Raw genomic sequence first — 20,224 nt, forward strand, 5'->3', positions numbered from 1 at the left:
CCAGCGAGGACATGACCTCGCTGCTGCTGAACAGCATAAGCCCGCGACCGCCCTGGTGGTCGCGGGCTTCACGGCGTGTCCCGTGGCCGGCGTTGTCCGCAAACGATCCTTTTCGGACAGAAGGACTAGTCCGACGGCCGGACTCCACGACGCGGACCACCACCACAAGTGGTTCAGCGGTGCCCGAAAGGGCTTCCCAGCCGGCAGGGCCTTTCCTGTGTTTGCTCCCGATCAATCCGCGGACGATCCGGAGGAGTCATGAACGCTCAACGTCTGGCCTTCCTGGACGCTCTCGAGGCGGACATGGCCGAGCCACCTGCCCCGCCCGCCGATCGGGCACGATGGCCAGGAAGGCCGGCGCCTTCGCGGCGGTCCTGTTCGCGAGCGCGTCCTTCCTCGCCCTGTCCGCGGGCCCGGCCGCGGCCGCCGAACAACGGATCCCCGGTTGCATGGACCCGAACCCGGTTCCGCGCCACCACACCAAGACCCGCACCGGCCTCGACATCCAGAGGTTCGACTACACGGGCGAATCCTGCAACCCGGTCCCGCACATCATCTGCTACGTCTTCGACCACTGGTCGTGGACCTGTGAAAGCTGGTACTACGTGGGCGAGACGAGCGCCTGCACGCGATGACGGCGTAACGGGCGGGTCGTGGGTGTTCCCGGAGACGGTGCGCACCCACGATCGTCACAGGTGAAGGGGTTTCCATGCACGGCAAGGCATCCGGACCGGACCGGCCCATCACGGTCGTCGTCGTCGCGAAGGACGAGGAACGCTGCGTCGCGCGTTGCCTCGACAGTGTCGTCGGCCACGGGTTCGACGTACTCGTGATCGACACCGGCTCCGCGGGACACGACTCCGCGGATCGTGGCCGCGTACGGGAGCCGCGGTGTCCGATTGAGACTCACCGCGTGGCAGGAGTCGTTTCACCGAAGCGAGAAACTTCGCCATCGACACAGTGCACGAAGGCTGGGTCGTCTTCGTCGACGCCGACGAGTGGCTCACCGAGCGCGCCGCGGGAGAACTGGCATCGCGCCTCGCGTCCGTGTCGGGCCTCGAAGGCCTGCCCGGGATCGTGTTCGCTCCGAAGATCATCGACGAGGACACCGGGAAGACCTACGAGACGATCCCCGCATCTTCCTCGCGGAGAGCTCGATCCGGTTCCGGGGGCCGGTTCACGAATACCCCGTCGTCGCGGGAAGTCCGGACACCCGGGTCGGTCTGGTCAGGCTGGACCTCCAGGTCCGGCACGACGGATATCGGCCCGCGGTCGCACAGGGCAAGGGAAAGATCAACCGGAACCTGGGTCTGTTGAAGACCGCTCTGGCAAGCGAACCGGACAACCCGCGATGGCTCTGCTTCTTCGTCCGCGACGGTTTCGTCGCACTGGGCCGTGACAGCATCGTCGAGGCGTGCACGCGTCTGCGTGAACTGGCTTCCAGCGGGGTGCACACGGCCGATCTGCTCAGCGCGCGGGACTATCAAACCCTTATCCTGCCCGCCGCCTGCCAGGCACTGATCGCCTTGGGGGATCTGCGCACCGCGTACCGATACTGCGACGAACTGGACGAGCTCGAAGCGGACACCCCCGACGCGTGCGCGCCCGCACCGGCGGCGCTGACTGTCGCGGCCGCACAGCAGGCGACCGCGAATCCGGCGTACTGGACGACGCCGCCGAGCACCATCCCGGCGAGGCCGAATGTGAGGTCGTGACACCCGGTCAGGACCGCGATCGCGGCGCACGGCCGTGTCGCGCACAGCCGGGAAGTCGTGGAGCAGGTACGTGACGGCAGCGCGCACGGCGGTTTCCTGCTCACCCAGGTGGCGACCGGTTCGCTGCGGTCGGAACGGCTGGGCGCGTCCTCCATGATCGCCGTGTGCCGGCCCGGCCATCGGCTGTGCGACGAGGCTTTGCTGACGCCGGAGTCGCTTGTCGACGTGGCACTGGTCGTCTACCGGTGGGACGCGGAAGGCGAACCGCTCGCGCAGGTCTTCGACCACCCGGCCCGCCGGCGCGACCGTCCCGTGCACACCACGGGATCGCCGGAGACAGCGATCCGGCTGGCCGCCGACTCCGACCACGTCGCCCTCGTGCCGGAGTTCACCGCACACCGGTCGCTGCGGGACGGTGACGTGCGGCTCCTGCCGGTCCGGTTGCCCCGGTGGAGTGTCGAGCTGAGATTCGTGTACCTGGCGGCGAACGCCACCCGCCCAGGCATAACGGCACTTCTCGACGCGCTGCCGCACCTGCGCGCCGACCTCGCGGACGGCCCGTGACCGATCTCCACACCCAGGTGGCCTCATCGCGCGGACGGAGTCCTGGTCGTGGCTGCGCCTCCCCCGAAAGCCGGACGCGGCGAAGCACGTTCGATCGAGCTATCGCGGTCCGTAGATCACCACGGTATTGCCCCAGGGGTCACGCGCCACGGCCCGAACCTCATGCGGGCCACGCTCCGGCTCACGGACCGCGGTACCGCCGCTGTCCACGACGGCGGCCAGCGCCGCGGCCACGTCCGTGACCTTGAACGACGCCGCGGGTACGCCACCGGTGACGTCCTCCTCGGGACCGGCCAGGGCCAGTGTGGTGCCGCCCGCGTCAAGGGCGGCGTAGCGGTCGCCGTCCACGAACTTCGGCGCCAGACCGAAAGCGGCGGAGTAGAAGCGCACGGCGGCGTCCACATCGGCCACCGGGTGCAGCACGTTCCCGATCTTTGCGGCTTCGTTCATCGCACGACCGTAGCCCGTGCGCGGCAGGATACGCTCCAGCACTCGGCGAACAGCCGCGCTGTGAATGGTTTTCACACACTGGAACGGGTTTGGTGATCATGACCGAACTGCGCTTCGGCGTCCTCGGCCCCTTGCAGGTGACTTCCGCCGGAGAGCCGGTCACGATCAACGGTCCGAAGCTGCGCATCCTGCTGGCCGCGCTGCTGGTGCGCGCCAACACCGCCGTCACGGTGGACCGGCTCGCCGAACGGCTCTGGGGCGAGAGCCCACCGGCGACCGCGAGGAAGAGCACCCAGGTCTACGCGCTGCGCCTGCGGCGTGCGCTCGGCGACGAGTCCGGTTCGGTGATCGAGACCCAACCGGACGGCTACCTGATCCGGCTGCGTACCGAACAGCTCGACCTGCTCCGGTTCCGCGCGTTGACCGACGCGGCCCGCGACGCCGGTCAGCGCGGGGATCCCGGCGCCGAACTGGATCTGCTGACCGAGGCGCTGGCCTGCTGGCGCGGACGGCCGATGTCGGACATCCCGTCCGAATCGCTGCTCCAGGGCGAGGCCGTCGAACTGGAGGAGGCCCGGCTGGGCGCCGCGGAACGACGCGTCGACATCAGCCTCGAACTGGGCAGGCACAGCGAGGTCCTCGGTGACCTGACACGGCTCACCCACGACCACCCGTGGAAGGAGTCGTTCTGGGCACAGCTGATCACGGCACAGCACCGCTCGGGGCGGCTGGGCGACGCGCTGACCACCTACCGCAAGGTCCACCGGATCCTGGCCGAGGAACTCGGCATCTCCCCCGGTCCGCGGCTGCGGGCCGCGCACCGGGCCCTGCTCGGCGAGCCGTCCGGCCCGGCCGCGCGGCCCGCTCGCCCGGCGCCGCCGGTGCCCTATCAGCTGCCGCCCGACCTCGACCGGTTCGTCGGTCGTGCGGACCTGCTCGACCGGCTCACCGGCCCGGCGCCGTGGCGCAACGTGGTGATCTCCGGCCCACCGGGGATCGGGAAGACCGCGCTCGCCGTGCACGCCGCCCACCTGTCACGGCGTCAGTTCCCCGACGGTCAGCTGTACATGAACTTGCAGGGCTACGGCGCCGATCCGCCCGTGACCGCCGAAGTGGCGCTGGCCCGGTTCCTCAGCGCTCTCGGCGTGCCGCAGGACCAGATGCCGGATCCCGCGGACCGCTCGGCGCTGTTGCGCAGCATGCTCGCCGGCCGCAGGATGCTGCTGTTGCTCGACAACGCGATCGACTCCGACCAGGTACGTCCGCTGCTGCCCGGCGAACCCGGCTGCCGGGTGTTCGTCACCAGCCGTGGCGACCTGCGGGGGCTGAACGTCAATCCCGGCGCCGAACTGGTCGCGTTGGGTGTGCTGACCGGTGAGGAATCCCGGACGGTGCTCGCCGGCCTGCTGGACGACGGCCGGGTGAGCGCCGAACCGGACGCGCTGGCCGGGCTCGCGGACGCCTGCGCGCACCTGCCGTTGGCACTGCGCATCGCCGGGGCGAACCTGGCGGCCGACCCCTACCGGGGCATCGCGGAGTACACCGACGCGATCACGAACACCGGCAGGCTCACCGAGCTGGCGATCGACGACGACGAACAGTCTGTGGTGCGGGTGGCGTTCGACCATTCCTACGTGCGCATGCCCGAGGGGTGCCGGGCGTTCTTCCGGTTGCTGGGCCTGGCACCGGGGCCTGACATCGCCGTGGACGCGGCGGCGGCCATGGCCGGTGTCCCGCGCGCCGAGGCGGTCCGCACGCTGAACCGGCTGGCCGAGGTCAGCCTGATCGACCCCACCGGCTCCGGCCGTCACCGGCTGCACGACCTGATCCGCGAGTACGCGGCCGACCGGGCGGAGACCGAGGACGGGCCGGAGAAGACGAATGCCGCGCTGTCCCGGTTCGCGAGCTACTACCTGCACGGTGCGGCAACCGCGGCGGGGTTGCTCTACCCGGCGACATCCAGGTGCCCTCTGCCGGAGCCGCCTGCGCCGCCGCCCGTGTTCGGTACCGAGCAGGAGGCGCTGAGCTGGCTCGACGACGAACGCTACAACCTCGTCGCAGTGATCACGTGGGCCGCGACCCATCCGGTCCTGAACCACTTCGCGTGGCAGTTCGTCGACGTGCTGCGCGGCTACCTGCAGGCGCGCGGCCACCACCTGGAAGTCGTCGCCGCCTGCACCACGGCGCTGCAGTCGGTGCGCGGGTCCGGGGACCGCGCCGCCGAGATCGCCCTGCTCGACGTGCTCGGCCTGATCTCGCACAACGTCAGCGACTTCGACCGTTCGACCGCGTACCACCGCCAGGCGCTGACCGCGGCGAGGGAGATCGACGACCTCGACGCGGAGGCCGACGCGCTGCGCAACCTGGGCAGGGAGTGCGGCGAGAGCGGCGACCCGCCCGCGGCGCTGCGGTACTACCGGCAGGCGCTGTCGGTCAGCAGGCGGGCGGGCAACGCGGCGGGCGAGGCGCTGGCGATGAACTACATCGGCACCGCGCACACCTCGGCGGGCCGCGCGCGGACCGCTGTCCACTGGCACCAGCGAGCCGTCGAACTGGCCGAGCGCAGCGGCAGCCGGGAAACCCTGTTCCGGTCCATGAGCGGGCGGGCCGTCGCCCGGTGGGCGCTCGGCAGACTGGACGACGCCATCGCCGACCACCGGCGGGTGCTCGAGTTCTGCCGTGAGGTCGGTCAGCCCTTCGGGGAGCTGTCGGCGCTCATCGGGCTCGCTGAGACAACGTGTGACCTGGGACGTCTCGGCGAAGCGATGTCGCTGGCGGACGAAGCCCTGCGGCTGGGCCGGGAACTCGGCGACAAACGCGGCGAGGCGACGGCCCGTGAGCTCGTCGCGACCGTCCAGAGCCGCCGAGGCGAACCCGACGCCGCGATCGAGGGTTACCTCGAAGCGTTCCGGTTGATCAGGGACATCGGTTACGGCTACGGCGAGACGTCCGTCCTGCTGGGTCTCTCCGCCGCGTACCGCGCCATCGGCGAACCGCGACGGGCCCTCGGCTACTGCGAGGAGGCGCTGACCCAGCTCCGTCTGGTCGGCAGGCTCCTGCTGGAACCGGACGCGCTCACCGAAATCGCGCACAACCACCTCGCACTCGGCGACGTCGCCTCGGCTGCGGCGTTCGCCGACGAGGCCGTGCGGCTGGCCGAAACACGAGGGCAGCGGGCGGTGTCGGCAAGGGCCCGTGCGGTGCTGGCCCGGTAACCGCGTTGCCCAGTCCACATTGGCCACTGCTTTGGGCCGTCAGCTGCCTCCACGCACCACTGTGTCGATGCGGAGGACGGCCGTGGTGAGTGTGGCCGCCGCCTGGGAGAGCCCGCCGATCGCGGTCAGGACGGCGTTGCCGTTGCGCTGTTCTATCGAACGCAGGCAGTCCTGGCTGGCGGTGGACGCTTGCGTGACGAAGGTCTGCCAGAGGGATTGGGCCTGTGGTTCGGGGACGGGCAGAAAGCGGCTGGCCTCTCGGGTGAGCTGGTCGATGTCGGCACAGGCAGGCCGGATGAGTTCGTCGTCGATCGTACGACCGCCGTTGCGCACCGCTTCCTTGAGCGCCGCGTCGAGTTTGTTGATGTCGGTGGTGAAACGGGTCATCAGCGCGACCCCGCCGCTGTTGCGCCAGGCCGCCACCTCGACCGCCCGTGTCGCGCCGGACACCGGCGGCGGAGTGGGCGCCGGAGCCGCCCGCTGGCGGACCGCCTGCGGGCGGGTCGCCAGCGTTTCGACCTCCACGGCCACGGTGAAGCCCACGGTCACAACACACAACACACCCACCACGACTCGACGGGCGGCCAACCCGCCTCGACCCGTCTTGACAGGCCGCGCAGCGGCCGTCCTCGACCGCCATGCCCGACTTGACACCGCTCCCACTGCTGCCCCGGCCGCCGCGGCGATCACGGTGAACATCACCGTCTCAGCCAGAATGAACCGGAAGCCCGCCCACATCTTCGAAGCGGGCATCGGCGCGCAGGTGGGCTGGACGGTGTTCAACGGACCGAGGCACCCGTCGAGCGAACCGAGCACCAACATGCCGACGGCGCCGAGCAGCACCGTGCCCTGGGCTGCCATGAGCGCCAAGAGCAGCCGGTAACGCCTGGACAACGCGCTGACGACAAGAGCCGTCACCGCGGCGACCACCACGAGGGCCGTGCACACCGCTGACTGGTAGGTCAGCACGTAGAAGCCCGTTCTTTCGTTGAGCGGCGGCTGGCGGGCGTGGAAGGCCGCCATCACGCCCGCGACGGCGAGCCACGAACCGACTCCGCCGATCACCGCGGCCAGCAACGGCCCGCGCAACGAGGGCAACGCTTCCCCGTGCGGCGGGCGGTCCTCGGCCGTCGGCCGCAACACCCACGCCAGCAGCGGAACCACCCACAGCACCGCGACCACGGGCAGGGCCAGCGGTTTGACGACCATCCCGCTCATTCCCGCCCACGCCATGGTGAGCACGGTCAGCGGATCGGATTCCCGCACCGGAGGACCGAACAGCGCCCACCGGTCCATCATGTACCGCACCACGTCGTCCAGCGACGCACCGAGGCTGAGGAACACACCGATGTCGCCCCACCAGGTGAACCACGCGGACAGCCCCAGGCAAGCCGCCAGCAGACCGGCCAGCATCGCCGGACGGATCGCGTGCCCTCGCCACGAACCCAGCCACAGGTGGGCGCATTGCGTGACCCACCAGGCGAACGCCAATCCCGCCAGCACTTCCAGCACCAGCAACCCCGGAACCGATGGCAGCCACTGCAACAGCGCGACCCGGTGCGTGACCAGTTCGCCCGCGGCCATCCCCGCACCCAGCCACAACCCCGTCCGCGCCCCGGAGGGCACGCGACGCGCGCGCAGCACGGCATGCGCCACCGTGCGCCACAACGCGATCCCCACCACGCCGGTGACCAGCGCAGCCGTGGCGATCTCGAACGACAGCGACAGCCACTCGTCGAACACCTTGTAGGTGGCCAGCACGTAGGCCACTTGGGAGCTGATCAGCGTGGCTGCCGCCCCGGCCAGGAACATCGGCAGCGCCGAGATGGTGAACAGCGCCTCGGGGTCGGTCAGTGCGGCACGGCGCGACTCCCAGCTCGGATGGGTGCGCCACAACCCGGCGAACGAATCCAACGCTCGCCGCAACCCAGCTCTGGCAGGCGACGGCGCCGCGCTGACCGCCCAGCCGTGCGGGGCCGCGCCCCAGCGCGCCGCAGTGATGTCGGCGTAGAACTCACGACTGCGCAACACATCCGAGCGCGCGAGGGACACCAACCCGGCCAGGACGACCATGAGCAAGAGGCTGCGGACCACGGCCGGGGCGTTGCTCGACCACAACAGTGGCCCTGCCAGCCCATTGGCGAACCTGAAGACGTACCAGGCCAGGTACGGCACGAACATCAGGGCGAGCAGGACCCGCCACGCGGCGACGGTGACGTACGTGATGGTGACGTCACCGTTGCGGATGTGCGCCAGCTCGTGCAGCACCACCGCCCGGAACCCCTCGGGGTCGGCTCGCCTGCGAGTGAGCAGGCCACCGTGCAGGCACACCGTCGGCCGACGGTTGCGGCCGAACACCACCGCGCCGGTCGAGGCGGCAACCGGGTCGACCACGACACGCGGCGCGGACGAAAGGCCTGCTTTCCGTACCAGGTCAGCCAGATCGGCCGCGATCTCGCCCGCGGGATCGACAGCCGCCAACGGCACAACCCGGCTGCGGCGTGCCCGCCAGCCGGGCAGGACCGCGAACAGGGCGCAGGCCGCCACCACCAGCAGGAGCAGCCAGGCAACCATCATCCACCACGGCGGCGGTGGCGCGACGCGGTCCACACAGGCTTGGATGGCCTCACGCAAGGGGTTCGGCGTGAACAACGACGAGTCGTTGCCGCTGCCGACGTCGATCCCACCGGCCAGGAAGCACTCCCGCGGGCTGGTGGTCGTGAGGCCGTGCACGATCTCCAGCGTCATCGCGACGGCGGTCGCCAGCATCAGCACGACCAGCAGCACGAAACGCACGGTCGTGCCGGTGCTCACCACCCGCTCGTCGAACCGGGACCCGTCGGGTTCCGAGGTCACTCAGCCCCATCCTCGCTGGGTGGCTCGACGAGCACGAGCCTGGCCACCACCGCGTCGGCGATCGTCTCCGCGCGGTCCGCGGGCAGGCCGCGTTGCGCGGCGGCCTCCAAGATCCGCTGCCGCACCTCGGCCAGTTGTTGCCTGGTCAGCGCGGGCATCACCGCCCGCTCGCCTCGACCGCGCCGGAAGACCTTGCGCAGCAGTGCTTTCGTCTGCCTGCTCGCGCCGTCGGCCACCGAACCGGCGATCTGTTTGGCGGTCTGGTCGAGCACCAGCCAGACCACCGGCGTCACCAGCACCACGACTTCGCCGAGGCCGAACCCCAACGGCTCCCGCCGCTCGCCGGGCGTGCCCAGCCGCCGCACGACTGCGGCTTCGTCCAGCCTCGCCAGCCCTGTCACCACTGGCAGTTCCTCGCCGGCGGCCTCAGCCACCACGTCGTGAACCACGTCGTACACGCTCGTCGCACCAGAACCCATTTCGCCGGTATACACCCCGCCGGACCGGCACAAGGCCGAACCAGCCAGGAACACCCATACGGGTGCCAGCCCACCGATGACGGCCCCCGGCCATCATCGGACGCGACAGCCGCCGTGCCGGACTCCGGTGGTCAGACGGTCCCCTGGCGCGCTGCGCGACTCGCACCGGTGACGAGGCCCCGGAAACTCGCGATCAAATCGTTCACCGAGGCCTGCAACGGAGGTCGGCACCCGTGCGATACGGGTGGTGGATTTGCCCGCCTCGGGGCAGTCCGGATCGAGTTCGAGGGGGAACATGGCGGCACCCGACAACCGGCCCGCACCGCAGGACGCGGTCGTCATCGTGCCCGGCATCATGGGCAGCGGGTTGCGGGACACCACCACCGGGCGGGTGCTGTGGAGCACGTCCGACCTGCGCTGGTACTGGCGGGCGTGGACCCGGCGGGACGGTCTGCGGGGCCTGGCGCTCGACGAGGACGAACTGGCCGGGAAGGCCGGCCGGGTGGAACCGGCCGGGCTGCTGGCGGTCCCCGGCTGGGTGCCGTTCCTCGGCGGTCTCGGCCCGTACACCCCGCTGGTCGACGCCATGCGTGCCGCCGCGGCCGACCCTGCCGCGGTGACGACCTTCCCCTACGACTGGCGGCTGCCCGTCGAGCACAACGCGCGGCTGCTCGCCGACGCGATGGACGACCACCTGACCCGGTGGCGCCGCAACGAGGCCCAGGCCGAGGCCCGGCGGCGGGACCCGGACGGCCGTCCGGCCCAGATCGTCCTGGTCGCGCACTCCATGGGCGGCTTGCTCGCCCAGGCCCTGTCGCTCATTCCCGGTGCCACGGCAGACATCCGCACCACGATCACCATCGGCACCCCGTTCTACGGTGCCGTCAAGGCAGCCCTGATCCTCAGCACCGGCAAGGGGACACCGGTCCGGCTGCCGCGCGAGAAGCTGCGTGACACCGCTCGCACCATGCCGGGCCTGCACGACCTGCTGCCGACGTACCGCTGCGTCCACAATGGAGCCGAGCCGGGTTTCCTCGACGCGGGCACCGTCCACCGCATCGGCGGCGACAAGGACCTCGCCGGGAAGTCGCGCGCCTTCCACGACCGGCTGGACCAGCGGCCGCTGGTCGGGCACCACTCCGTGGTCGGCGTCGCCCAGCAGACCGCCCAGGGCCTCGAGATCCGCGACGGTGTGGTCACCGCAGTGCACGAGGCGTTCGGCTACCGGCCCGACGGCTCGCTCGTCACGCGCGACATGGCCGGCGACGGCACGGTCTACTGGGAATCCGCGGCTTTCGTCGAGGGCCACCACGAGATCGCCCACCAGCACGGCACTCTCGCGTCGGCCGCCGAGGCGATCTCCTTGGTACGCGCTCTCTTCCTGCGGCCCGGCGGGCGCCCCAGGCCGATGCTGGGCGCCGCTGCCCTGGGCATGGGCGTGCCGGACGTCGTCGACGCCAACGAGCAGTTCGACGTACGGCTCACCGCGATCGACGCCCAGGTCAGCGTGTACGAGCTGACCGGGCACAGGCCGGCGGACCCCGTACGGGTCACCGGCCCGGCCTGGCACGACGGTGTGCCTGTCGCCCGCCTGAGCCTCGAACGCCCCGGCCTGTACCGGATCGAGGCGGCCGGGGGTTCGTCCTCCCCGATCAGCCAGACCGTCCTGGTGGACGGATGAGTCCACGCCCGCTGCGCTACTTCCCGATCGCGTTCGGCAGCTACGCCGACTCCGGGTTCGAGCCGCTGGACGTCGACCCGGAGGTCGACGCGGTCGGCGCGCTGCTGGCCGGCTTCGGCGCGCGGACCGACGAGTGGACCACCCCGGCCGCGCAGCGCGACTCCAACGCCACTTCCGCAAGGCTCCAGGCGCTGCACGAGCTGGCCGAGCCCGCGGACACGTTCGTCTACTGGCTGGGCCACGGCTGGTCGAACAACCTGAAAGCCGAACTGGCCAAGGCGGACAGCACACCCGGGGGCACCGCGACGGGCGTCAGCCCGAGCACCCTGGCCGACCTGATCACCTCGCTGCAGCGGCACCCGTACGCCGCGGGCGCCTGCGCGGTGGTCGTGGTCGACGCTTGCCGGGCCGGTGCCTTCACGCGGTTGCTGGGCAAGGACTTGATGGACCAGCTGCCCGAAGTCGGACGGGTCGTCGTGATCGGGGTGTCCGGGCAGAACGCGGGCTGGCTCGGCGATTTCCGCGAAGCCCTGCGGCAGGTGCTGGACGACGCCTACCGGGCCTCGGACATCCGCCTGGACACCTTGCCAGGCGAGATCAAACGCCTGTTGCCGGACGCGTGGGGCGGTGTCATCAACGTCGGCGCCGACGACGTGCTGGTCCGGCGCGCGGCCGTGCCGTCCGGTGTCACGCTGGACGTGTTCGCCGAGGTGAAGGCCGCGATCGACCGGCTGGGCCCGGACGAGCAGGCGCACTTCATCCCCAAGGCGCAGGGTGGCGAGTTCGGGGAGATCGCCTGGTACTTCGAAGGCAGGGACGAGGAACGCAACGCCGCCGTCCGGTGGCTGCGCGCGGCGGACAGCGGCATGCTGGTGGTCACCGGGCCCGCGGGCAGCGGCAAGTCCGCGCTGCTCGGTCACCTGGTCGAACAGAGCCGCCCCGGCCTGCGGCAGGTGCTCGTGGACACGGGCATGGCCGACCAGGTCGGTGAGCCCGACCGGCCACCGGACGACGTGTTCGACTCCGTGATCCACCTGACCGGCCGGACCGCCGGGGACCTGGTCGTGCAACTCGGGCACGACCTCCACGTGCCCGCCGTGACCGGGGACGGGCCACAGCGGGGCAGCGCGGCGTTCCTGGTGGCGAGCCTGCGGTTGCGGCCCGGGGCGCGCACGGTCCTGATCGACGCGCTGGACGAGGCCCAACAGCCCGAACTGGTCGCACGTGAGGTGATCCGTCCATTGTCGACGGTCCCGGGCACCCGGGTCGTCGTCGGCACCCGTGCCTCCACTCTGGAAGGCCCGGACCACCCCGCGCCGGAATCGCAGGACCTGCTCGACGCCCTCGGCACGGCCACGTACCTGCGGGTCAACGCGGACACGACCGCGGTGACCCGTTACGTGACCAAACGGCTGCGTGCCAAAGTGGACGCCACGCCCGAGCTGACCCGCCGCACCGCCGAAGTCGGCGAACTGATCGGGGCGCAGCGCCGCCAGTTCCTCTACGCCCGCCTCGCCGTGCACGAACTGCTGGCGGGCGCACTTCTCGACACCGACGCGGTCGCCACGCTGATCAGCCGTGACCACCGTGACCTGTTCGCCGCCGCCGTGGCCCGCCTCACCGCCGCCAACCCGGCGTTCGGTCCCCTGCTGCACGCCCTCGGCCTGGCTCGCGGTCGCGGCCTCCCGCTGGTCGACGGGATCTGGGCCGCTGTCGCCACGGCTGTCTCGCCGGGCATCCGGATCACGAACTCCGACGCCAGTGCGCTGCTGGACGCGGCTCGGCCGTACATCACCGTCGATGTCGACCAAGGCGACACCGTCTACCGGTTGGCTCACGCCACCTTCGCCGAGTACTACCCGGACACCGAAGCCGACCACCAGCGTGTCCACCAAGCCCTGCTGGCCGTGGCAGCCGCGGATCCGCGAGAGAACCTCAACGCCTACATCCGGCAGTACCTGCCCGCTCACGCGGGCCTCGCCGGACTGGCCGCGTGGCACGACCTGGCCGACCATCCCTGGGTGCTCGACCGCGTCGCCCCGACGGCTGTCGCGGCCAACGCGATGCGCTGGTTGTTCGGCCGTCACGTCGTTCCCGCTCGGATCCGCGCGGTCGCCGGTGCGCATCACATCCTGCAACGACTGTCCCCATCGGACCGGCTCGGCAACCGGCAACTGGCCGAGGCTCGTTTCGCAGGCACTTCCCGTCCCGCGGCCCGCCCGCCCGGACATGCCCGTCCCGGTCGCTGGAGTGTGAACTGGGCCGCGCTGACCCAGGCGCCCCTGCATCTCACGCTCAGCCGTGACCGCCAGCCGATCCGCGCGCTGTCCGCCGTCCACACCCGCGACGGGCGCTCGCTGCTGGCTGTGGGCAGCGAGGCGGGCGAGATCGAACTGTGGGACCCGGTCGAGAGCAAACAAGTCGGTGTACCGCTGCACCCGGTTTTCGGGGCGCCGATGATCACCGCCATGGTGGCCTTCGCCGCCGCGTCCGGTGACCCGCTGCTCGCTGTCGCCTACAAGTCCGGTGAGCTGCTGATCTGGGATGTCATGGCGGCGACGGTGCACCACCGTCTGGTCGACGAGGACAACCCCGGTGTCCATTCGCGCGCCGTGATCGCGTTCACCTTCCCCGACGGGCACACCGAGATCATCGCGGGCTACCACGACGGCACCTTGTTGCGCTGGGATCCGTTCACGGGCCGGCTCGTGCACCGGATCCAGCCGGTCGAGGACGCCGAGCACGTGCACTCGCTCGCGGCGTGGACGTCCGAGTCCGGCATACCGCTGGTCGCTGTCGGCGACCAGCGCACCGGAGTCCACCTGCGGCACCTCGGCACGGACGGCACGCAACCCGCCCGTGCCGCGACAACCCACCGGCAATGGGTGAACCGCCTCCCGATGCACACGTTCGTCCGGCCGGGTGTGCGCAGAGTCCTGGCGCACGCCAATTCCTACGCGGTGCATCTGCGGGACGGGGACACGCTGGACCTCGTCGGCGAGCCGCTGCGGCACGGCAGCCGGGTCTGGGCGATCACGTCGGTCCCCGACAGCGACGGCAACGTGCTGCTGGCGACAGGCGGGCGGGACCACGCGATCCGGTTGTGGAGCGCGGTGAGCGGCCGTCCGGTCGGCGGCCCGCTGATCGGGCACAACGGCGGAGTGCGTGCCCTGGCGGCGTTCCCGGGGCCGCACGGCGGGTACATGCTCGCGTCCGCGAGTGACGACGACACGGTCCGGATCTGGGATCTGGCCGGTCTGCACGACGACGCCGACGACTCCCCCGCGGTCAGCCCGCCGGACTCGGTGACGTCGCTCGTGAGCCCGGCCGGTGATCACCGCGTGGTGACCGCCGGGACCAACCACGGTGTGCGCATGTGGAATCCCAACGCACGCAACCCCGCTCGGTCAGCCGTGGTCGTGCGCGGCGTGGACAGTCCCGTCCTGCGCACCACCGCCTGGCCGGACGGCCGGGATCTGCTGCTGCTCAGGGAGAAAAAGCTCGGCCTGCACGTCTGGGACCCGTTTCCCCAGCGGCAGAACGACTTCGACACGCTGCGGCTGCCGATGCCCGCCCGCGAGGTCGACCACTGGTTGTTCGCGTCGGGGGCCGCGAACGGCGAAGTGGGCTTGTGGCACCCCGCCGGCGCCGACCCGATCGCGCAGATCGACCGTGCGCGGGCCGCCACCGCCATCTCGGCCCTGGACACGGCGGACGGTCCCCTGGTCTTCCTGGGGCACGCGGACGGCACGGTCCATCGTTGGGCACCCGGCGACGCCACCACGGATGAGGTGGCGTCATGTCCGGGACGGGTCACGTCCATCGCCGCGTTCACCGGGACGGACGGCACGGAGCTCGTGGCGACGGTGACGGGCGGCGTCCTGCGTGTCCTGGATGCTCACTCGAATGAACTGATCACCGTTCTCCCCACGGATTCGGACGCGCTGGTCGCGCACGCCGTCACTGGTCCCGAAGGCACGGTGCTGGCGGTGGGCACGGCGGGAGGCACGCTGGTGACCTGGGCCGTGAGCACGTGGGAAATGATCGCGGGCCCGGTCAGAGCGCACTCGGGCCGGGTGTTCGCCCTGACGGACTCCGCGCAGTCCGACGAGGTGCTCCTGGTCAGCAGTGGCCGTGACGGCGTTGTCGGGCTGTGGAACCCGATGACCGGAGCCCCGTTCAGCAGCTTCACCACCGGCGCGGCTCCGGCGCACAGTCTCGCGGCCATCGAGGGCGACGACGGCGAACCGCTGGTGGCGACCGCCATCGGCAACGGGGTGCGTACCTGGACCCGCGGCGGAAACCTTGTTGCCACGCGGAAACCGAACGGCAGGCGGGTGTCGGCCATCGCGGCGTTGGCGGGGACCGCCCACCGGCCGCTGCTTGCTGTCGCGGACAGCAGCGGACTGGTCGAACTGTGGGACCCGGCGTCCGGGCTTACCGCTGACGAGGTGTCGGCGGGTTCGGGTACGACGGTCCTCGCGGCCCTGCCGGTCTACGCCGAAGCTGAGGAAGTCCAGACCGCACCCGCCTCCGGCGCCCCGGTCGCGGTCTTCCCCACCGAAACGATCCGTGGCGCCGTCCGCGAGGCCGCCGTCCTGCCTGTGGACGGCCGCTCACGCCTTGTCAGCGTGCACAGGAACGACCTGTACCTCAGCGAGTTCGACAGCAGGCTCAACCCGTGCGCCGTCGCCGCCATCGCCGAGTTCGGCAACGAGGTGACGGCGATGGAGTACTTCGTCAACCACGAGGGGAGCTCGCACGTCGCCGTGGCGGAGGGCCGGGTGGTCCACATCTACGACCTGGGCTCACGGGTCTGGTATCCGACTGTCCTCGCCGGGATGAAGCAGGTGGCGGTGCTGGCGAGCTGGGTCCGTGACGAGGAGTCTTTCGTCCTGGCGGCGGGCAGGGGCAACTACATCCAGGTTTGGGGGTACCGCTGGGAAGCCGCCCTGCGCTGCGCGTTGCCCACGGGTGGTACGCCGGTTCGCGCGATGACCGCGCTGCCCGGCGACATTCTGATGGTCGCGGGCGACGACCAGACCCTGACCCTGTGGCACCTGCCGACACGCAGGCAGCTGGACGTCATCCACCTGGACATCACCGTCAACGCTCTCGCGCCCACTCCGGCCGGGGTGGCGATCGCGACGGACGCGGGCGTGCTCGAGGTCGAGGTGCACGAGCTGTAACCCGTTCTCGCCGCAGGTCCTGCGGACTGACCACGCACCACGTTGCGAAACCCGGCGGGAACGCTATACCGTTGCGCCGAAATAGAACAGGTTATAGTTTCGGGTGGTGGGCCGGAGGCGAGGAGCGGACATGGCGAAGAGGGCGGCGCGCAGCGACGAGGCCGACTACGTGATCGTCGGGTCGGGCAGCTCGGGAGCCGCGATCGCGGGCAGGCTCGCGGAGTCCGGCGCGAGCGTGATCGTGCTCGACGCGGGCAGGACCGACGAGAAGCTGCTGATCCGCAAGCCGGGGCTGGTCGGCCCGATGCACGCGGTGCCCCAGCTGAAGAAGCTCTTCGACTGGGGCTACTACTCGGTGCCGCAGAAGCACCTGCTCGACCGCAGGATGCCGGTGCCACGCGGCAAGGTCGTCGGCGGCTCCAGCTCCATCAACGGCATGGTCTACGTACGCGGCAACCGGTCCAACTACGACTCGTGGGCGGCCGGGGGCAACACCGGCTGGGACGCCGACAGCGTGAACGCCGCCTACAAGCGGATGGAGGACTTCGAGGACGGCGAGAACACGTTCCGCGGCGCGGGCGGGCCGATCCGGATCACCCGCACCAAGAGCCCGGAAGAGGGGTCGCTGCAGTTCATCCAGGCCACCGCCGACGCGCTCGGCTGCGAGATCCTCGACGACTACAACGCCGAGTCCCAAGAGGGTGTCAGCCGGATGCAGCAGAACGCCGCTGACGGCCTGCGCTACAGCGCCTCACGCGGCTACATCCACCACCTCGCGCCCGCGACCCTGCAGCTGCAGTCCGGCGTGCGGGCGAACAAGGTCATCATCGACCACGGTCGCGCGGTCGGCGTCGAAGTCACCGACGCCAACGGCACGCGGCGCACTGTCCGCGCAGGCAAGGAGGTCATCCTCTCGGCCGGGTTCGTCGGATCGGCGCAACTGCTCATGCTGTCCGGCGTCGGCCACGCGGAGCACCTCCGGGCGCACGGCATCGACGTGCTCGCGGACCTGCCGGTCGGCGACAACCTGCACGACCACATGTTCCACGCCCTGACCTTCCACGTGTCGTCGAGCAGGAACACGGGATCCGCGCCGTACTTCGCCCGTGGCCTGGCCCGTGAGCTGCTCCGGCCCGGCACCACCTTCCTGGCGAACTCGGTCTTCGAGGCGGTCGCGTTCCTCCGGACGTCCCAAGCCGACGCGGTCCCCGACCTGCAGTTGCACCTCCTGCCGTGGGCGTACGTGTCGCCCAACCAGGACGCCCCGATCCGGCACGACGTCGACAAGCGCACCGCGCTGACCGTGCTGACCACGCTGATCTACCCCAAGAGCCGCGGCACGTTGCGGCTGGCCTCCGCCGACCCCTCGGCGACGCCGCTCATCGACTTCCAGTACCTGGCCGACCCCGCCGACCTGGAGGTGCTCGGCGAGGGCTCGGAGATGGTGCGCGAGATCTTCGCCTCGAAGGCGTTCCAGGGCGCGGTCAAGGAGGAGATCCACCCCGGCACGCGGCTGCGGGGCCAGGAGCTGCGTGACGCGATCCTGAACCGGGCGACCTCGGTCTACCACGGCGTCGGCACCTGCCGGATGGGCGTCGACGAGCTCGCCGTCGTCAACCCCGACCTCACAGTCCGCGGTGTCGACGGGCTGCGGGTCTGCGACGCATCGATCATGCCGTCGATCACCGGCGGCAACACCAACGCGCCCTGCATCATGATCGGCGAAATGGGCGCGCGACTCATCCTCTCGGCCAACTGACGGGACGAGGCCCATGACCCTCACACAGCCCGCACTCACGCGCCCCGCGTCGGTGACCGACGCGCTACTGCGTCAGCTCGTGGCCAGAGTGCCGGGCTCGACCGGCGCGACCTGGACGCTCACCGAGGTCTACACGGGCGACGCCGTCGTCGGCCTGCCGCAGTCGACGCCCGGCGACATCGAACAGGCCTTCGCCACCGCGCGTGCGGCGCAGCGGAAGTGGGCCGCCACACCGCTCAAGCAGCGCCTGGCGGTGTTCAGACGAGCGCACGCGATCTTCGTCGGCAACGCGCGGACCGTCGCCGATCTGATCCAGGTCGAGAGCGGCAAGAACCGGCGGATGGCGATCGAGGAGACGTGCGACCCGGCGATGGTGATGAGCCACTACCTCAAACGGGCCGCCAAGCTGCTGGCGTCCACCACGCGCGGCGGCCCGGTCCCGTTGCTGACGACCTCGACTGAGATCCGGCAGCCCAAAGGTGTCGTCGGCATCATCGCTCCCTGGAACTTCCCTTTCGCCACCGGCATTTCCGACGCCGTCCCGGCGCTGGTGGCCGGCAACGCGGTCGTGCTGAAGCCCGACAACAAGACGGCGCTCTCCCCGCTGTACGGCGTGCAGTTGCTGGAAGAAGCCGGTCTGCCCGAAGGCCTGTTCCAGGTGGTGTGCGGCGAGGGCCCCGATGTCGGCCCCACGCTCATCGACCACGCCGACTACGTGATGTTCACCGGGTCCACGGCCACCGGCAAGATCATCGGTGAACGGGCGGGCCGCAACCTGATCGGCTGCTGCCTCGAACTCGGCGGCAAGAACCCGATGATCGTGCTGGACGACGCCGATCTCGACGCGGCCGTGCGGGGCGCGGTCTTCGGCGCGTTCGGCAACACCGGGCAGATCTGCATGCACATCGAACGGATCTACCTGCCGCGGTCGCGGTACGACTCGTTCAAGGACGCCTTCGTGGCCAAGGCGAGAGCGCTCGACGTGCGCGCCTCCTACGACTTCGGTCCCGACATGGGCTCGCTGGTGTCCGTGGACCACATGCGCCGCGTCCAATCCCATGTGGACGATGCCGTCGCCAAGGGCGCCACCGTCCTGTGCGGCGGCAGTCCCCGGCCCGACCTCGGCCCGGCGTTCTTCGAGCCGACGATCCTCGAAGGCGTCACCAAGGACATGCACTGCGGCGTCACCGAAACCTTCGGACCGGTTGTCGCGCTGTACAAGTACGGCACTGTCGACGAGGCAGTGGCGCTGGCCAACGACACCGACTACGGCCTCAACGCGTCGGTGTGGGGCGGCGACGTCGCCGCTGCGTGCGGCGTCGCCTCGCGCATCGAGTCCGGCAACCTGAACATCAACGACATCCTGGCCACGGCCTACGCGTCCAAGGGCACACCGTCCGGTGGCCTCAAGAGCTCGGGCGTCGGCGCCCGCCACGGCGACCAGGGCCTGCTCAAGTACACCGACGCCAAGAACATGGCCGTGCTCAAGAAGCAGGTCATGGGTCCCCGGGCCGGCCAGACTTATGAGAAGTACGTCCAGGGAATGCTTTCCGGGCTGAAGATCATGCGGAGGCTGCGTATCCGATAGCCCCGGCGCGCGTTCGCCCGTGTTTCCCCATAACCATTCACCATAAATTCCGCGTCTGGCATTCACGGCTGCCATTCGGCCACTTCGCCCGTCCGGCGGTGTCGCCCGCATGGTCACACTGAGTAGCTTCGGAAATCGTGCGAGTCATCCCGCCTGCCCCCAGTGTCCGCTATCGGCGGGTGCGGGCAATACTTCTCGCCGTCGTCGCATTGGCCTCCCTGTTCCTCACGTTATGCGCCGAGGAACACGGAGCCCATGGACTGTATCCGGGAATCGACGTCACTTCCGTCGACGCGACCAGCGGTTTGTTTTCCGTTGGTGTTCACGCGGAGGACAGCACGCCCCGGGAAACCCTGGTCCACAGTCCCGGCGGCGTGGACGCCCTGCCCCGGGCCGGCAACGACCCAGGCCCCTTCCTGCTCGCGCTGGTCCTGTTCGCGCTCTGGCTGCCGCTGTCCGATGATCGCGTCGACGGTGACTACCGCCAGCCTGTGCGACGAAAGCGTGCCCCGCCGTTGCGGGCGGGGCACGGGCGCGCATTCCTGCACGTGCTCTGCGTCGCGCGAACCTGACCGCGCCACCGCGCCACCGAGGCCTGTCCGGCCGGACGAGCCCGATTCCGGTGACGGTCGCGCGGCTCCCGCACGATTCCCCCAGCTCCGCCTTGGTGAGGACGGCCATTCCACGGCTTGGTTCCGGCTGAGCACCGAATGGTGTCCGCCGCCTGG

General features: G+C 70.5%; 13 protein-coding genes. 10 read left to right on the forward strand and 3 right to left on the reverse strand.

The window, feature by feature from the left end; all coding sequences use genetic code 11:
• The first annotated feature begins 341 nt into the window (after positions 1-341).
• The 4 genes from AOZ06_RS29740 (at position 342) to AOZ06_RS29755 (ending at position 2,279) form a co-directional block, all read left to right on the forward strand.
• The gene (locus tag AOZ06_RS29740) at positions 342-635 is read left to right on the forward strand and encodes a hypothetical protein (RefSeq protein WP_054292422.1); all 294 of its coding nucleotides are present in this window, start codon (positions 342-344) and stop codon (positions 633-635) included.
• Positions 636-960: 325 nt separating this feature from the next.
• Positions 961-1,317, forward strand: a complete 357-nt coding sequence (locus tag AOZ06_RS29745; protein ID WP_054292423.1) for a hypothetical protein — start codon at positions 961-963, stop codon at positions 1,315-1,317.
• Positions 1,314-1,715, forward strand: a complete 402-nt coding sequence (locus tag AOZ06_RS29750) for a hypothetical protein (RefSeq protein ID WP_054292424.1) — start codon at positions 1,314-1,316, stop codon at positions 1,713-1,715. The genes AOZ06_RS29745 and AOZ06_RS29750 overlap by 4 nt, the downstream gene beginning before the upstream one ends.
• 18 nt (positions 1,716-1,733) lie before the next feature.
• Positions 1,734-2,279, forward strand: coding sequence for a substrate-binding domain-containing protein (locus AOZ06_RS29755; RefSeq protein ID WP_083472022.1), 546 nt, complete (start codon positions 1,734-1,736; stop codon positions 2,277-2,279).
• 99 nt (positions 2,280-2,378) lie between these two features.
• On the opposite strand, the gene AOZ06_RS29760 is transcribed toward AOZ06_RS29755, so the two are convergent.
• On the reverse strand, positions 2,379-2,729 hold the full coding sequence (locus tag AOZ06_RS29760) for a VOC family protein (protein ID WP_054297016.1): 351 nt from the start codon (positions 2,727-2,729) through the stop codon (positions 2,379-2,381).
• Between the two features lie 98 nt (positions 2,730-2,827).
• Between AOZ06_RS29760 and AOZ06_RS29765 the strand changes: the two genes are divergently transcribed.
• Positions 2,828-5,944, forward strand: a complete 3,117-nt coding sequence (locus AOZ06_RS29765) for an AfsR/SARP family transcriptional regulator (RefSeq protein ID WP_054297017.1) — start codon at positions 2,828-2,830, stop codon at positions 5,942-5,944.
• A gap of 39 nt (positions 5,945-5,983) precedes the next feature.
• Here the strand turns inward: AOZ06_RS29765 and AOZ06_RS29770 are convergent, their stop codons facing one another.
• Together AOZ06_RS29770 and AOZ06_RS58530 are read right to left on the reverse strand one after the other, a co-directional pair.
• On the reverse strand, positions 5,984-8,800 hold the full coding sequence (locus tag AOZ06_RS29770; RefSeq protein WP_054292426.1) for a M48 family metalloprotease: 2,817 nt from the start codon (positions 8,798-8,800) through the stop codon (positions 5,984-5,986).
• Positions 8,797-9,279, reverse strand: a complete 483-nt coding sequence (locus tag AOZ06_RS58530; RefSeq protein ID WP_179950752.1) for a hypothetical protein — start codon at positions 9,277-9,279, stop codon at positions 8,797-8,799. The genes AOZ06_RS29770 and AOZ06_RS58530 overlap by 4 nt, the downstream gene beginning before the upstream one ends.
• A 295-nt stretch (positions 9,280-9,574) precedes the next feature.
• On the opposite strand from AOZ06_RS58530, the gene AOZ06_RS29780 reads away from it, so the two are divergent.
• The 5 genes from AOZ06_RS29780 to AOZ06_RS29800 all read left to right on the forward strand — a co-directional run bounded on the left by AOZ06_RS29780 (position 9,575) and on the right by AOZ06_RS29800 (position 20,068).
• Complete coding sequence (locus AOZ06_RS29780; protein ID WP_054292428.1) at positions 9,575-10,960, forward strand: lipase/acyltransferase domain-containing protein; 1,386 nt, start codon at positions 9,575-9,577, stop codon at positions 10,958-10,960.
• Positions 10,957-16,149: a P-loop domain-containing protein gene (locus tag AOZ06_RS29785; RefSeq protein WP_054292429.1), complete on the forward strand. Its 5,193-nt coding sequence runs from the start codon at positions 10,957-10,959 to the stop codon at positions 16,147-16,149. Before AOZ06_RS29780 ends, AOZ06_RS29785 begins: the two co-directional genes overlap by 4 nt.
• 130 nt (positions 16,150-16,279) lie before the next feature.
• A complete protein-coding gene (locus tag AOZ06_RS29790; protein WP_054292430.1) occupies positions 16,280-17,908 on the forward strand; it encodes a GMC family oxidoreductase in 1,629 nt (542 codons plus the stop codon).
• A 13-nt stretch (positions 17,909-17,921) separates the two neighbouring features.
• A complete protein-coding gene (locus AOZ06_RS29795; protein ID WP_054292431.1) occupies positions 17,922-19,496 on the forward strand; it encodes a succinic semialdehyde dehydrogenase in 1,575 nt (524 codons plus the stop codon).
• A gap of 137 nt (positions 19,497-19,633) precedes the next feature.
• Positions 19,634-20,068: a hypothetical protein gene (locus AOZ06_RS29800; RefSeq protein WP_157233334.1), complete on the forward strand. Its 435-nt coding sequence runs from the start codon at positions 19,634-19,636 to the stop codon at positions 20,066-20,068.
• The last annotated feature ends 156 nt before the right edge of the window (positions 20,069-20,224 follow it).

The organism is Kibdelosporangium phytohabitans (assembly GCF_001302585.1).
Taxonomy (GTDB): Bacteria; Actinomycetota; Actinomycetes; order Mycobacteriales; family Pseudonocardiaceae; genus Kibdelosporangium; species Kibdelosporangium phytohabitans.